The 15,339-nt window shown below is 54.5% G+C and carries 14 protein-coding genes and 2 tRNA genes; 13 read left to right on the top strand and 3 right to left on the bottom strand.

Annotation, left to right across the window (positions count from 1 at the left end; translation table 11 throughout):
- Positions 1-9: 9 nt before the first annotated feature.
- The 8 genes from coaD to ACTU44_RS15005 all read left to right on the top strand — a co-directional run bounded on the left by coaD (position 10) and on the right by ACTU44_RS15005 (position 4,580).
- Positions 10-537 (top strand): pantetheine-phosphate adenylyltransferase, encoded by a 528-nt coding sequence (gene coaD, locus ACTU44_RS15040; RefSeq protein ID WP_114100072.1) that lies wholly within the window; start codon positions 10-12, stop codon positions 535-537.
- Between the two features lie 62 nt (positions 538-599).
- Positions 600-1,103 carry a peptidylprolyl isomerase gene (locus ACTU44_RS15035; protein WP_114100073.1) on the top strand — a complete coding sequence of 168 codons (504 nt, stop codon included), beginning with the start codon at positions 600-602 and terminating at the stop codon, positions 1,101-1,103.
- A 152-nt stretch (positions 1,104-1,255) separates the two neighbouring features.
- Positions 1,256-1,331 (top strand) — tRNA-Lys (locus ACTU44_RS15030).
- A gap of 255 nt (positions 1,332-1,586) precedes the next feature.
- A tRNA-Lys gene (locus ACTU44_RS15025) sits at positions 1,587-1,662 on the top strand.
- Between the two features lie 266 nt (positions 1,663-1,928).
- A complete protein-coding gene (locus ACTU44_RS15020; RefSeq protein WP_462095805.1) occupies positions 1,929-2,804 on the top strand; it encodes a MotA/TolQ/ExbB proton channel family protein in 876 nt (291 codons plus the stop codon).
- A gap of 24 nt (positions 2,805-2,828) precedes the next feature.
- On the top strand, positions 2,829-3,218 hold the full coding sequence (locus ACTU44_RS15015) for an ExbD/TolR family protein (protein ID WP_462095804.1): 390 nt from the start codon (positions 2,829-2,831) through the stop codon (positions 3,216-3,218).
- Complete coding sequence (locus ACTU44_RS15010) at positions 3,215-3,622, top strand: ExbD/TolR family protein (protein WP_114100141.1); 408 nt, start codon at positions 3,215-3,217, stop codon at positions 3,620-3,622. The genes ACTU44_RS15015 and ACTU44_RS15010 overlap by 4 nt, the downstream gene beginning before the upstream one ends.
- Position 3,623: 1 nt before the next feature.
- Entirely contained in the window at positions 3,624-4,580 is a 957-nt protein-coding gene (locus tag ACTU44_RS15005) for an energy transducer TonB (RefSeq protein WP_462095803.1), read from the top strand.
- A 109-nt stretch (positions 4,581-4,689) separates the two neighbouring features.
- Here the strand turns inward: ACTU44_RS15005 and ACTU44_RS15000 are convergent, their stop codons facing one another.
- Positions 4,690-6,015 (bottom strand): protoglobin domain-containing protein, encoded by a 1,326-nt coding sequence (locus ACTU44_RS15000; RefSeq protein ID WP_462095802.1) that lies wholly within the window; start codon positions 6,013-6,015, stop codon positions 4,690-4,692.
- Between the two features lie 222 nt (positions 6,016-6,237).
- Between ACTU44_RS15000 and ACTU44_RS14995 the strand changes: the two genes are divergently transcribed.
- The 3 genes from ACTU44_RS14995 (at position 6,238) to ACTU44_RS14985 (ending at position 9,372) form a co-directional block, all read left to right on the top strand.
- Complete coding sequence (locus ACTU44_RS14995) at positions 6,238-6,741, top strand: hypothetical protein (RefSeq protein WP_336082863.1); 504 nt, start codon at positions 6,238-6,240, stop codon at positions 6,739-6,741.
- Between the two features lie 182 nt (positions 6,742-6,923).
- Positions 6,924-8,015: a TRAP transporter substrate-binding protein gene (locus ACTU44_RS14990; RefSeq protein ID WP_462095801.1), complete on the top strand. Its 1,092-nt coding sequence runs from the start codon at positions 6,924-6,926 to the stop codon at positions 8,013-8,015.
- Between the two features lie 256 nt (positions 8,016-8,271).
- A complete protein-coding gene (locus tag ACTU44_RS14985) occupies positions 8,272-9,372 on the top strand; it encodes a TRAP transporter substrate-binding protein (RefSeq protein WP_114100137.1) in 1,101 nt (366 codons plus the stop codon).
- A gap of 115 nt (positions 9,373-9,487) precedes the next feature.
- On the opposite strand, the gene ACTU44_RS14980 is transcribed toward ACTU44_RS14985, so the two are convergent.
- Positions 9,488-10,153: a glutathione S-transferase family protein gene (locus ACTU44_RS14980; RefSeq protein ID WP_462095800.1), complete on the bottom strand. Its 666-nt coding sequence runs from the start codon at positions 10,151-10,153 to the stop codon at positions 9,488-9,490.
- Positions 10,154-10,265: 112 nt separating this feature from the next.
- Between ACTU44_RS14980 and ACTU44_RS14975 the strand changes: the two genes are divergently transcribed.
- Positions 10,266-10,760: a winged helix-turn-helix transcriptional regulator gene (locus tag ACTU44_RS14975; protein WP_462095799.1), complete on the top strand. Its 495-nt coding sequence runs from the start codon at positions 10,266-10,268 to the stop codon at positions 10,758-10,760.
- Positions 10,761-10,829: 69 nt separating this feature from the next.
- Here the strand turns inward: ACTU44_RS14975 and ACTU44_RS14970 are convergent, their stop codons facing one another.
- Positions 10,830-11,222, bottom strand: a complete 393-nt coding sequence (locus ACTU44_RS14970) for a hypothetical protein (protein ID WP_114100134.1) — start codon at positions 11,220-11,222, stop codon at positions 10,830-10,832.
- Positions 11,223-11,359: 137 nt separating this feature from the next.
- Here ACTU44_RS14970 and ACTU44_RS14965 point away from each other — a divergent pair, with 137 nt between their 5' ends.
- Entirely contained in the window at positions 11,360-15,328 is a 3,969-nt protein-coding gene (locus tag ACTU44_RS14965) for a hybrid sensor histidine kinase/response regulator (protein WP_462095798.1), read from the top strand.
- Positions 15,329-15,339 lie beyond the last annotated feature (11 nt).

Raw genomic sequence — 15,339 nt, 5'->3', positions numbered from 1 at the left:
GGAAGTTCGATGACTGAGATGTCTTCTACCGTATCGCGCATCGGGATTTACCCGGGGACCTTTGACCCGGTAACCCAGGGGCATATGGATATTATTCGTCGTGCGACCCGCATTGTGGACCAGCTTATTGTCGGCGTTGCAATCAACGCCGGCAAAGGTCCGATGTTCGGGGTGGATGAACGCTGCAAGCTGGTGGAAGAGGCCCTGAAGGCTGCGGGTGGCGAAGTCGCTGCACGTACCTCAGTTAAGCCATTTTCATCGCTTCTGATGGAATTTGCCAAGGAAAACGGTTCAAGCACGATCATCCGTGGTCTTCGCGCGGTGTCGGACTTTGAATATGAATTCCAGATGGCTGGCATGAATGCCCGGCTGTCTCCGGAAGTCGAAACTGTCTTCCTTATGGCGTCGGACAAACAACAGTTTGTCTCGTCGCGCTTTGTTAAGGAAATCGCCCGGTTGGGCGGTAATGTTAGTGAATTTGTGCCAGCAAACGTGCTCAAACGCTTGCATGAAAAGCTGGCAGAAGAAAAGGAATAACGCAGGCCATGCGTCTTATTCGTCTGTTCTCAATAATTGCTCTCGTACTAGGAATTGTAACCATGTCCAATGGAAACGACGCTGTCGCTCAGGATTTGGAAAACACGCTTTATCTTGATCTGAAAGATGGCCGCGTTGTAATCCAGCTTCGCCCGGACCTTGCGCCGAATCATGTTGCCCGTATCAAGGAACTGACCCGTCAGGGCTTTTATGACGGTTTGAAGTTCCATCGTGTTATTGAAGGCTTCATGGCGCAGACCGGCGACCCCAAGGGCAATGGCACCGGTGGGTCAGGTCAGAAGCTTGATGCTGAATTCTCCAAGGAGCATCACGGTCGCGGCACCGTTTCCATGGCCCGTTCGGCAAACCCGAACAGTGCTGATTCGCAGTTCTTCATCTGCTTTACCGACGCACCGCATCTTGATGGTCAATACACCATCTGGGGTCAGGTGTCTGAGGGCATGGAATATGTCGACATGATCAAGAAGGGTGCGCCGTGGGCCAATGGCACCGTCGCCGATCCTGACGTCATCGTCAAAATGCAGGTTGCAGCAGACGCGCAGTAATCGCGTCAGCCGATCATTTGCAACTGAAAGCCGTCCCTTTGTGGGGCGGCTTTCGCGTTTTAGGGCGTGAAACCGTAAAAAGACGGAAAATATGGAAAACAGGTGTTGACCAGCGCCCTGTCTGCCATTAAAACGCGCTTCACCAACGTTGAGGGCCCGTAGCTCAGTTGGTAGAGCAACTGACTTTTAATCAGTTGGCCACAGGTTCGAATCCTGTCGGGCTCACCAATAAGCCCCTGAAACCTTTCCGGTTTCGGGGGCTTTTTATTTGTCTGCATTTCCCCGAAATCTCAAATCTGACTGGTCGGGCTTCCGTAATCCGAAGGACGGGGAGCTACGGGTTTTGATGACATTTTTTTAACGGGTCAAAACCGTGGTTTTCCGGGCTTCTGGTGCGAATTCATGGCAGATGTGCAAAATCGTGCAAAAAGGGGGGTTGACCGATGCCGCCAGTCCCATTAAAACGCCGCTCACCAACGTTGAGGGCCCGTAGCTCAGTTGGTAGAGCAACTGACTTTTAATCAGTTGGCCACAGGTTCGAATCCTGTCGGGCTCACCAATTCAAAACCCCCGGAACCCAGAAGTTCCGGGGGTTTTGCATATCCGGCTTTTGCCATCATTTCCCGGTCCGGTTTTCCTGTCATTCCATGAGCATCTCTTCCTGCGTTCTTTTGCAAGAAGCAGGGCTGTCATGCATCAAGACCTGTAGATTTTTCTGGTTGCGATTGCATCGCAATTCTATTTGCGGTAAAGAATGCAAATCAGTTTCAAATGCATCGGAGCAGGACGTCCGATGCGGATCGTTTGTGTGATCGGAAAAGTTAAATGACTGAACCTGTAAATCCGTTGGACGCATCTGTTGATGCGCAAAGCCCGCTTGCTTCCGATGGCGCACTCGCACCTGATGCGTCTGCGACCGGAACCCTGTCCGCAGACGGGACAGTGATGGTCGATCCTCACACCGGCCTTCCGGTGGATACGACGGGAATAACCCAGTCAAATACCCTGACCGATGCCTTTGTCGGGTTGCCGGTGATTGAGCAGGTCGACAAGGCGGGTGTGGTTGGCTGGGTTCTGGCCGCCATGGCGTTGATCGGGATTGTGCTGTTTTTCTATAAACTGGTCGGGTTCCTGCGCCGCGGCGTCTTTGCAGACGGTTTTGTAAAGGATGTCGAACGTCACCTGAGCGCAGGGGACGAAGCACAGGCGGCAAACCTTTTGTCGCGTCGTCGCCATCCGGCAGCCCGGATCGGGCTTTCGGGTCTTTCATTGTCTGTATCATCGGCTGATGACCGCGAAGCTGCGTCCGATCTGATTGCAGCACGTGCGCGCAAGGAAATTGACGACCTGAACGGTGGTCTTCGCGTCATGTCGGCGATTGCCGTCCTCAGCCCGCTGCTTGGTTTGCTTGGCACCGTGATGGGCATGATCGAGGCGTTTCAGAAAATGGAAGGTGCAGGAAGCCGTATTGATCCGTCTGTTTTGTCCGGCGGTATCTGGCTGGCACTTCTGACGACCGCGATCGGTCTTGTCGTCGCCATTCCGGCAACTGCCTTCCATATGTGGATGCAGGGCGTTATCAGCCGCGCAGCAGCTGTTATGGAAGATGTCTGCACCATGGTGGTCAATCGTGGCGAACTTGCCCACAAGGCCACTTTAAGGGCGTCCAACGTATCCGAACTTCGCCACGCTGCCGAATAAACCAGATCCGTCGGAATACGTCTTATGCAATTGCGCGAACGAAATCGCGGTTCATCACCGATGATCGGTCTGACCCCGCTGATTGATGTTGTCTTCATTTTGCTGATTTTCTTCATGCTGGCATCAAGCTTCCTGGACTGGAAGGGTTTCGAGATGTCGGTCAGCATCACCGATGGCAAGGCCACCAGCCAAAGCGATGTGCGGCCGGTCACGGTCAATGTCGATGCCAATGGCGGGCTTTCAATCAATGGCGAAGCTGTTTCACTGTCCGGGCTGGTTCCTGCCTTGCAAAGTGACTATGGCGGATCACCCGTTCGTCTGCGCCCGGTGAATGGTGCCAGTCTGCAACATCTGGTCGATGTGATGGATGCGCTCGGACGGGGTGGCGTAACCGATGTGGAGTTCATCGAATGAAACGCCGCATCCAGATTGCCGACGATACCCCGGTCCAGGAACCGATGTTGCCACTGATCAATATCGTCTTTCTGCTTCTGATCTTTTTCATGATTGCCGGAAGTCTGCAAAAACTCGGCCCCTTTGAAATCGACCCGCCGGCAAGCCAGACCGCCGAAGCGCGCCCGGAAGACACAATTGTTCTGTGGTTTGGCAAGAATGGCGATATCGGGATTGATGACCTCAAGGGAGGGCTTGACCGTCTGTCATCGATGCTACCTGTCGATTATATCGGCCGCCCGGTCGAAATCCGCGCCGACCGCGAAACCGAGGGGGCGAAGGTCGTTGCCTTGCTCAAACGGTTGCAGGAACTCGGCGTAGATAAGGTCCAGCTGATGACTTCCATCGAAGCGGGACAGGATTGATATGTCAAAACGCATTGATTTCCTGATCGCAACCGGGCTTACAGGTATTCTTCTGACCGGGGGGATCGTTCTTGCCGTGCCTGATCCGCAGCCTTCGGGGTGGGGCGGGGCCGGATCGGTTCAAACTATCAGTATCTCGCTGGGGGCCGGGCATGCCGTCAGCGGCGAATCCGAAATTGATGAACAAAGCGCGGATTCTGTCGAAAGTCGTGCCGCCGAAGACCCTGTCGAGGTCACAGAGCCTGAACCGGAACCGGTTTCTGAGCCCGTCGTTGAACCAAAGCCCGAAGACGTCGCCGAACCCGAAGAAATTGTCGAACCGGAACCTGTCCCCGAACCGGAACCCGAAATCGTCGCGCCCGAGCCGATACCCGAACCGGTCGTTCAGGAAGTCGCCGAAGTCGAGCCAGAACCTGAGCCTGAACCGGTTGTGATTCAACAACTGGCCGAAGTGCTTCCGGTCCGGATGAAGCCAAAGCCGCCGGTGACCAGGGTCGAGGCAACCCAAAAGGTTGAAACCGCCGAGGTGGTCAAGAAAACCACCGAGCCGGTTCAACAACCAACGGGCCCGGTGGATTCAAGTCAGTCTGAGGGGACAGTGGGCGAAGTCGCCAAAAGTCAGGCCGCATCGGCATCAAATGGCAGTGGCGGTGGTGCGGCCAGCAAGGCGGCAATGGTCGATTACCAGTCCTCTGTCTTGCAGATGCTTAACCGCTATCGCGAATATCCGGATCGTGCCAAACGCCGCGGCATCGAAGGCCAGAACAGCATCTATATCGTGATTGCCCGGGATGGCATGGTGCTTGAGGCCAGAATGCTGTCTTCAAGCGGATCAAAGATTCTGGATCGTGAAACGGAACGCATGATCGAACGGGTGCGGCAATTTCCGCCTTTTCCCGATACCATGACCGAAGACAAGATCATGCTGACCGTCCCGGTGGTCTATAACCTGCGCTAGCCAAAGCACCCACCCGACAAAAACGGCAGATGGTAGATGGCGAACCATCACAAAATCAAAACGGGCGCAGGAACAATGTTCGCGCGCCCGTTCGCTGAATGGATAAAGATCAGGATTGTGCAGTCAGTCTGGTGACGAATGTATCCACATCGGTGCGCAACCGTTCGGAATTCTGCTTTAGGGTTTTGGAGACTTCAAACACCTGGGATGCGACTGAACTGGTTTTGGTCGCGGTGTCGCTGACGGTGCCTAGGCTGAAATTCACATCCTGATTTGCAGATGATACCGCGTTGATATTGCCGCTGATTTCGGTGGTAGCGGCAGCCTGTTGTTCGACAGCGGCCGAAATGGCGGTAACGGAATCGACAATATTGCTGATTTGTCCTGCTACGGTCTGGATGGCTGAAACGGCTGCTGATGTACTTTGTTGCACCGCATTGATCTGTTCGGTGATGTCGCCTGTTGCCTTTGCCGTCTGGTTCGCAAGGTTCTTGACCTCGCTTGCGACAACAGCAAAGCCTTTGCCGGCCTCACCCGCGCGGGCAGCCTCGATTGTGGCGTTAAGGGCCAGCAGGTTGGTCTGGCTTGCGATTTTATCGATAAGATCAACAACCGTGCCGATCTGGTCTGCGGCGGTATTCAGGGTTTCGATGGTGTCCGAGGTGCGCCTGACGGATTCTTCGACTTCGTTCGAAATCGTTGATGCGCGTGATACCTGACTGGAAATCTCGCGGATCGAACCATCAAGCTGTTCCGCCGCCCCGGCAACTGTCGTTGCATTGTCCGCAGAAAGTTCGGCTGCACTCAGGGCCTTTTGGACCTCGTTCTGGGTTTCGGTCATGCTGGAAATCAGGGTGTTGGATGCGCTCGTCATATCCTCGGCGGATGCTGAAACGGCCGATACAACCGTGCCAATGGTTTCCTCGAACTCCCTGGACATGGCTTGAAGCTTGTTATTATAGGTTATCTGGGTTTCTTCGTAATAAACGGTGATGGCCATTTCGACATCAATCAGAATGGCATTGATCGAGGCAACCACCATCAATGAAACCTGAGAATCTCGATGGAAGTGCCGGAACAGAAGTGCTGAAATCTCGCCCAGCATGAAGTTATAGGCAGACATATAGGATTCCGGCGTCAGGCCGATCCGTTCATGTGCCTTGCCGATACGCCGGACATCTTCATAGAATGAATCATCAAACGTTCCGTCAAACAGCTTGGCCCAGTGTTTGCTTTGCGCTTCCTTGAGGCGCGTAACATTGGACTGACTACCGACAATTTGTGCCAGTTCGGGACGGGCCATGACCCTTCGGTAAAATTCATCAAGAATAGGTGGAAGGTTTTTTTCAATGACAGGCCAGGCACGTCTGAGCTGTTTGGCCTTTGCATCGTCAAAACCAATAAACTCAAGGCGCCGACGAATTTCAGAATGCATAATATAGTCCCCAGGCAATGAATGAAGGGCGTATTTTTCTCAGTCTCGATAGGGGCGTAATTCATAGGTTGGTATTAGTTTTTTGGGAGATAACTATACAATTGGATACAGTTTAATATCTGGAAGGGGGGGCACGTCGCCTGCTTTTTTGCGCATTAACTTCACACACAGTCGAATGACCCGTCACTGCTCTGTGTAGTCACAGATAGAACGGGGTGTGTCGTGCCGATTAACAGTGAACAGCTTCGAACCATGATTGTCCGGCCGGTTTTGGCCGCACTTGATCTTCCGGCATCGGATGTCGCAGAGAACCTGCTATTGGGAACAGCTGCCCATGAAAGTCATCTGGGCGACTATATCAAACAGGTCGGTGGTGGCCCCGCCATGGGCATCTATCAGATGGAACCAGCAACTCTTGATGATTGCTATGTCAATTATCTTGATTATTCGAGCCGCGCGGCACTCAAGGCAAAGGTCGATGCTTTTCTTGGGCCGCAACCAGCGGCAACCGATGGCTCCCCGGACAAGGCGGGCCAACTGGCAAGCAATCTTGCCTATGCAACCGCGATGTGTCGCATTCGCTATTACCGGGCACCCGGTGCATTGCCATCAGACCCCAATGACCTGAACAGCCTGGCGGCCTATTGGAAGCAATATTACAACACACCGCTGGGGGCGGGGACGGTTGAACAGTTTATCGCCGACTATAATCGTTATCTTGGCTAGATGAGGTTTCCGGGATCACCGACGGATACGCCAAAGTCAGTATGCCGTAGCGTCGGTGAAAAAATATTTCCTGCTTTTGGCAAAAATGGTGGAAACTGAAGCGCCTTTTAGCCAAAATCCCCTTCCGCAGGGTGGTGGTTGCGCAAAAAACTACCAAAACACAAGATTCTAGGGGGATCCCAATGAAACGTCGTCAGTTCCTTAAAGGAGCCGGTCTTGGCGCGGGTGTCGTTGCCGCATCTGTTGCTGCACCGGCTATTGTTTCCGCACAGGAAAGCCTGAATTGGCGCATGGTGATGCCATGGCCAAAAGGAACGCCCGGCCTTGGCACCAACGCTGAAAAGTTCGCTGCCATGGTCAAGGAAATGTCGGGTGGCCGCCTGAACATTTCTGTCTTTGGTGCTGGCGAAATCGTTCCGCCGTTCGAATGCATGGATGCCGTCGAACAGGGCGTGGTCGAGATGGCCCACGGTACACCTTATTACTGGCAGGGTAAAAACCCGGCGCTGAACTTCTTCTCGACCATTCCGTTCGGTCTGACGGCCTGGGAACTTTCCGCCTGGCTGCGTTTTGGCGACGGTCAGAAACTTTGGGAAGAATCCTATGCCCAGTTCAATGTTGTACCGTTCTATGCCGGTAACTCCGGTATGCAGGCAGGTGGCTGGTTCAACAAGGAAATCAATTCGCTTGATGACCTCAAGGGCCTTAAAATGCGTTATGCCGGTCTTGGCGGCGAAGCCATGCGCCGTGCCGGTGCCAATGTCACCATGATCCCGCCGGGCGAGATTCTTCCGGCAATGCAGTCTGGTGCAATTGACGCAGCCGAGTGGGTTGGTCCCTGGAACGATATGGCGTTTGGTCTGTATCAGGTTGCCAAATATTACTACACCCCGGCATTCCATGAGCCCGGCCCGGGCCTTGAAATCTTTGTTGGCAAGGACAAGTTCGATGCCCTGTCAGCCGATTTGCAGGCGATCATCCGCTTTGCCGCACAGGCAATTTCGGAAAACACCCTGGCTGACTTTACCTTCAACAATATCCAGTCCTATCAGCCGCTGATCGACAAGGGTGTCGAAGTTCGTCAGTTCCCCGATGAAGTCATCATGACCCTGGCCGAACATTCCAAGGCCGCTGTCAATGAAATCGCGGCCAAGGACGATCTGTCGGGGCGTATCGCGGCAAGCTATCTTGATCTCGTCAAGAAAGCCGCACGCTATGGCAAGGAATTCGAAGCAACCGGTCTTCTGCACCGTGCAAAGGTCTGGGGCTACTAGGACTGACCTTAATAATAGTGCCCCATTCGGGCACAAGGATCAGGGGCTGCTTTCGGGCGGCCCCTTTTTTCTGAACCTCAGGATGAAAATATATCAACGAAATGTCGATGTTATGCAGTTTGCGCGATGCAGCTACCCGCAAACATGAATTGTTGAATACGCCAAAAAACGTAACTTTGTTGCCAGCCAGAGTTACGAAATTACCTTCGTAGACTTTTAACGCAAAAAATTACCAATATTGATTGGGAGCCCCACAATGAAACGTCGTCAGTTTCTGAGCGGCGCAGGCGTTGCTGCCGGTGCCTTTGCTGCCGCTGCTACTGCGCCCGCCATCGTTAAAGCCGATGAAACCATCAATTGGCGTATGGTTATGCCCTGGCCAAAAGGAACCCCGGGTCTTGGTGCCAATGGCGAACTGTTCGCCGAGCGCGTCAACAAGATGTCCGGTGGTCGTCTGAACATCACCGTTTACGGCGCAGGTGAACTTGTTCCGGCACTTGAATGCATGGATGCGGTCGAGCAGGGCGTTGCCGATCTCGCACACTCCACGCCCTATTACTGGTTTGGCAAGGACCCGGCTGTTTCGTTCTTCACCACCATTCCGTTTGGTCTGATGGCGTGGGAACTTTCGGGCTGGCTGCGCTTTGGCGGTGGTCAGGCGCTTTGGGACGAGCTTTATGCGCAGTTCAACGTCAAGCCGTTCCTCGCAGGCAATACCGGTCTTCAGGCTGGTGGCTGGTTCAACAAGGAAATCAATTCCGTTGAAGACCTTAAAGGCCTGAAAGTCCGCTATGCAGGTATCGGTGGCGAAGCCATGCGTCGTCTGGGCGCAACCCCGTCGCTTCTGCCTGCTGCTGACATTCTGCCAAGCTTGCAGTCCGGTGCGATTGATGCCGCCGAGTGGGTCGGTCCGTGGAACGATTATGCATTCGGTCTGGCATCGGTTGCCAAATATTACTACACCCCGGCATTCGCCGAACCGGGTTCGGGTATCGAAGTCTTTATCAACAAGGACAAGTTCGCCGAACTTCCAGAAGACCTTCAGGAAATCGTCGCCGTTGCTGCACAGGCCAATGTCGAACAGACCCTGTCTGACTTCACCTTCAACAACGTTCAGTCCTATCAGGCAATTCTCGCCAAGGGCACCGAGATCCGTCATTTCAATGATGATCTGATCAATGCCTTTGCCGGTGCTGCCCAGGAAGCGATTGAAGAAATCGCTGGCAAGAATGACCTCAATGGCCGCATCTATGCATCGCTGATGGACTTCGCCAAAAAGGCAGCACCCTATGGCAAGGAGTTTGAGGCAACGGCACTGATCCAGCGCGCCAACGTATTTGCCAAACAGGCGTCGTAATTTCAAATTGATCTTGCAGAAATGACAAAGGCCGGCACCATCGGGTGTCGGCCTTTTTCGTTTTGGAGCTAGGGACAGATTGGCCATCGGGACTGATCAGGGAAGGGAGCCGTTTCTAGTCCAAATCCATGTGGGGAACGTCCAGTGGAAAGAATGGTCTGAAATAACGGCCATCCTCGATGCAACGGGCAAAGGACGGGCGCGCCATCAACCGGTCACGATAGGCGCGAAGGTTTTCAAAGCGCGGATCAATCGGATGGCTCCAGTGCGCATAAAAAAGATGTGGCCCTGCAGCGCAATCGGCCAGGGTGAAATCGTTGCCAATGGCCCAAGTCCGATCCTTCATCTTTTCATCAAGCCAGGCATAGGATGTTTCAAGCATCACCTTGGCTTTGGCAACACCATAAGGATCGTGCTCTCCTTCCGAGCGCATCGCATCAATCACCAGCTTCATCTGCGGTGTCGCAACATAATGGTCAAAAAATCGGTCCATGAACCGAACTTCAATCGCACGGTCGGCATCTTGCGGGATCAGGCGGAAGTCCCGGTGATAGCGTTCATCGACATATTCAACAATGATGCTGCTTTCGATAACTGTGCGGTCCTGATCGACAATTACCGGCATCTTCCTGATCGGCCACAGAGCACCGAGTTCCTGCATAATTTCGTCGTTCTGAAAATCGATCTCGCGGAATGTGTAGTCCAGTCCGTGTTCGTAAAACGCAATCAGCGCTTTCTGACAAAAGGACGAGAAGTAATGGCCATAGAATGTGATCGGCATGTGCGCCTCCTGCCGGGATGATGTGGAGATAAAACTGATTGCATAATGCAATCAGTTGTCTTTTAGCAAAACTGGTCCTATTTTGCAACCAGTGTGAAAAAGGATGCCAAGAATGGACCATCGTTCCGGTTGCCCGATTAATTTGACGCTTGAAATTCTGGGGGATCGCTGGAGCCTGATCGTCATTCGCGATGTGATGTTTGGCAATCGCCGTCATTTCCGCGAACTGCTTGGCGCCTCCGAAGAGGGCATTGCCTCAAACATCCTCTCGGCACGTCTGAAACGTCTGGTCGCAGAGGGACTTTTGTCCAAGCGTTCGGACCCGGACCACGCACAAAAATCGATCTATAGCCTGACCGGGCCCGCCATCGAACTGGTGCCGCTTCTTGTGCAGATGGGGGCGTGGGGGCGTCGGCATATGCCGGTATCGCGCGAACTGGCGATCCGTGCGCAATTGCTTGAAGAAGGCGGCCCGGCAATGTGGCAGGGCTTTATGGATGAGTTGCGCCATATCCATCTGGGGGAGCCGGCCCCGGAAAAATCAGTCCTTGAAGAACTTCAGGCGGCCTATATGCGCGTTTTGGCCGAAGAAGCCGGGCCATCTTAATCTGCTGCAAAAGAAAAGGGTGCCATGGCACCCTGATCAAACGTCCTGAAATTATCTGCTGCTACCAGATCAATGCACCGTGGGGGCATTCGGGGTGGCGGGCAGGTCAAAGGTGAACCTGTCCTGATCCTTGAATTCCTCGTTCGCGGGGCGCTTGACCAGTTCGGCTGCCATGACAAGCGATGTTTCAATCGTCCATTTAAGCTGCTCGACCGCACCTTCGTTTCCGGCATTCAGTGCCTCGGGCAGGATGCGTTCCTGCAGGAACTTGGCAACACCGGCAAAGGCGCGCGCGGCACTTTCGCAATTGTCGCGTTCGATCATGAAGCGCCCTGATTGTTCGATGGCATCGGCAATCCCGGCCAGATGGCCCATCATGACGCGGATTTCGCGATCATCGGTTTCGGTTTTCTTTGCGACAAAACGCAAAATTCCGGCGTAAAAGCCATAATCAGAAGGCATCTGAACCACGCTTCCATTGATATTTCGTCTGAATTGAATTTGCGTCGTTTTAGACAATTCGTCCGCCGTGGTATAGTCCCCGATAAGAGAATATCCTAACCGCCTGAATTGGTGGTCATAATAAGGGCTATGCGCGGATGCTTCAGGGCGGACTGATCTTTATCGTTGCCATGACCTATATCGGTCTGTTGTTTGCCATTGCCCATTATGGTGACAAATATGCCGATAAATGGCGCGCATCCCGGCTCAAGCCGACGATCTATGCGCTTTCGATGGCGGTCTATTGCACCAGCTGGACCTTTTTTGGCTCGGTCGGGACGGCGGCCACGCGTGGCTGGGCGTTTCTTCCGATCTATATTGGTCCGCTGATTGTCATGATCCTTGGTTTTGGCATCATGACCAAGATCGCGCGCGTCTGCCATCAACAGAACATCACCTCCATCGCCGACTTTCTGGGATCACGCTATGGCAAAAGTCAAAGTCTGGCTGCCCTTGTTGCCCTGATCGCCGTGGTCGGCGTGCTTGCCTATATCTCGTTGCAGCTTAAAGCCGTGTCGCTGTCATTTGATGTGCTGATCGGCGAGCTGGGCGAACAGGTGGTGCGTCATTCGGCAGGCCATTTTTCCAAGGATACGGCCTTTTATGTCACGATCCTGATGGCGGTTTTCGCCATCCTGTTTGGTGTGCGCTACATCCATTCCTCCGAACATCACGACGGGCTTATTCTGGCCGTTGCCTTTGAAAGTCTGGTCAAGCTCGCCGCGCTTTTGCTGGTCGGGTTCTTTGTTGTCTATGGCCTGTTTGACGGCTTTGCCGATATCAATAAACGCGCACTGTCCGACCCCGCCGTCCGGCAACTTTTCAGCCCCGATACCTGGCTGACATCGCATTTCTTCATTGCGACCCTGCTTGCTGCCTTTGCGATGTTCTGTTTGCCGCGCCAGTTCCATGTGACCTTTGTTGAGAATGATGACAGCCGCAATCTTGTCAGCGCGCGCTGGCTGTTTCCGGCCTATCTGGTGGCGATCAATATCTTTGTTGTGCCGATTGCGGTGGCCGGTCTGTTCATGTTTGGCGGCGATCCGCAGGTCAATCCCGATACATTCGTTCTGACCCTGCCGCTTCTGGGCGGGCAGGACTGGCTGGCGGTGGTTGCCTTTATCGGCGGGCTTTCGGCCAGTACCGGCATGGTGATCGTGTCCTGTGTGGCGGTATCGACCATGGTTTGTAACGACCTGATCATGCCGCTTTTGCTGCGCTCGGAAAAATTGCAAAACCGCATGGCGGGCGATGTCAGTCAGGTATTGCTGAAAATCCGCCGGGCTGCGGTGGTGTTGCTGCTGTTTCTGGCTTACGGGTTCTATCGGTTCCTGTCGGAAAAATATGCGCTGGCCGATATCGGCATGCTGTCCTTTGCCGCCATGGCGCAATTTGGTCCCGCCGTTCTGGCGGCAATCTATCTTAAGAACATCAACCGAACCGGGGTGCGACTTGGCCTGTTGTCGGGCTTTGTTCTGTGGGCCTATACGCTTTTGCTGCCGGTATTTGTCCAAGGCGAATTGCTTCCGGCATCCCTCCTGACCGACGGGCCGTTCGGGATCGCCATCCTTAATCCACAGGCGCTTCTGGGCGTCGGGATTGCTGATCATCTGACCCACGGTGTTGTCTGGTCGCTTGGGGTGAATTTTGTTCTGATGTTTGTCGGCTCGGCGATTGGTGTGCAGGGCGTCACCCAGCGTCGGCAGGCCCAGGTTTTTGTCGATGTCTGGCGCAAGAATACCAAGGCGCGCAATGATACCTGGATGGGGCGCGTTACTCTTGGCGACCTCGAAGACCTTGCCGCACGCTTCCTTGGCAAACACTGGGCACAGCGCGCCTTTCGCAATTACCTGCAATCGCGCGGCGGCGAACCAAAGCGTTCCGACCTTGCCGATGTCGATGCCGCAAGCTTTACCGAACATCTTCTGTCAGGTGCTGTGGGGGCGGCATCGTCGCGCGTGGTGATGGCGTTGCTGTTGCCTGACAAGGCCGTGTCGCGCCGCGATGCGATGGAGCTTCTGGACGAGGCGTCCGAGGCCATCAAGTTCAATCGTGACCTGTTGCTCAATACCCTTGAAAACATCTCCCAGGGGGTCGGGGTGTTTGACCAGAACCTGCGCCTGGCGACATGGAACCATCGCTTCATTGATCTTCTGGGCATAGCCACCAATGATATTCAGGTGACCTTGCCGCTGTCCGAACTGGTGCGGATTTGCCGGGACAATGAAATGCGGTCGGTCGATATTGATATTCTTCTGGGCCGCAATGCAGCCCCCCAGATGCGCAGGCTTCCCCACACCTATGAACGCAAGCGGTCTGACGGCATGGTGCTTGAAATTCGCACCAACCCGATGCCCGATGGCGGCTTTGTGGCCACCATTGCCGATATCACCGCGCGCGTGCGCACCGAAGAAGCCCTTCGCGAAAGTGAACGCAATATCCGGATTTACACCGATAATATTCCGGTGATGATCGCCTATGCCGATAAAAACCAGCGTCTTCGTTTTACCAATCGCCCCTATGAACGGATGTTTGGCCTTCGCAGGGTCGAGGCCCACGGCATGTCAGTCAGCGAGGCGGTGGGCGAGGAACGCTATGTCCATCTCGCCCCGATGATCGAGCTTGTCCTTAAGGGATATCGTCAAAGCTTTGAAATCGAATTCCCGGCGATCACGCGCAACCGCAATGATGAACGCGGCATTCAGGGTGTCCGCGAAGGCCGCTATGCCGAGGGTACCTATATCCCGCACTTTGATGAAACCGGCGAAGTGCTGGGTTATTTCTGCATCTATCATGACATCACCGAACGCAAGACCGCCGAACAGGCCCTTAAGGAAGCCAACGAAGGCCTTGAGGCCCGCGTGACCGAACGAACCCACGCGCTTGAGGTCCTCAATTCCGAGCTTTCCGTTGCCAAGGAACAGGCAGAAACCGCCAACGATACCAAAACCCGCTTCTTTGCTGCGGCCAGCCATGATCTTTTGCAGCCGCTTAATGCTGCGCGTCTGTTCACCGTGGCCTTGGGCGGTAAACAGGGCCTGGCCGAGGATATCCTTGATCTGGTCGGCAAGGTCGATTTGTCGCTTAAGGGGGTCGAGGAACTGCTGAACGAGCTTTTGGACATCTGCAAGCTCGATGCCGGGGCGATGCAACCGACCATTCGCGACTTTGCGATCAATGATGTTCTGGGCGCGCTTGAAACCGAATTTGGCCCGATTGCCGAAAATGCGGGGCTAAGTTTCCGGGTGCATAAACGCGATCTTTGGGTGCGCAGTGACAGTCGATTGCTTCGCCGTATCCTGCAAAACTTCATTTCCAACGCCATGCGCTATACCCGCACTGGCGGGGCGGTGGTCGGGTGTCGTGTACGCGGCGATAAATTGCAGCTTGAAGTCTGGGATAGCGGGCCGGGCATCCCCGAAGACAAACTGAAAATCATCTTCCGCGAATTCCATCGCCTTGATGGCCCGGAAACCACCGATGTAAAGGGATTGGGCCTTGGTCTTGCCATCGTTGATCGTCTGGGCAAGTCGCTTGGTCATCCCGTCACTGTGCGCTCGCGCCCCGGTCGCGGCACGGTCTTCTCGGTCGAAGTGCCGCTCGGTGTTGCCGATACAAGCCTTGTGCCCAAACCCAAACGCCGCATGGCGGGCGAGTTGGGCGGTTTGCGTGTGCTGTGCATTGATAACGAACCCGATATCCTTGATGGCATGAATGCGATGCTGGGCAACTGGGATTGCGTCGTGGCAACCGCACAGTCTGCCCGTGCCGCCGAAGACCTCCTGACCGGATCAGAACCGGGCAAGGGCACCTTCGTCCCCGATATCATCCTTGCCGATTACCACCTTGATTCCGGCCGGACCGGCCTTGAAGTCCTGATCCGGCTTCGCGATGTTCACGGCGTTAACGTTCCCGGCGTCATCATCACCGCCGACCGCTCGACTGAGACCGCCGACCTGATCCGCGAACAGGGCTTCTCCCTGCTCAACAAACCGCTGCGTCCTGCGAAGCTGCGGGCACTTATGACGCGGGCGCTTAATCGGGTGGGAAGTGATGCTGCGGAGTGAGCAGTAAAGGT

Source organism: Thalassospira sp. SM2505, from assembly GCF_054901115.1.
Note: the sequence above shows the minus strand (reverse complement) of the source record. Positions and strands in the feature narration are given on the sequence as shown.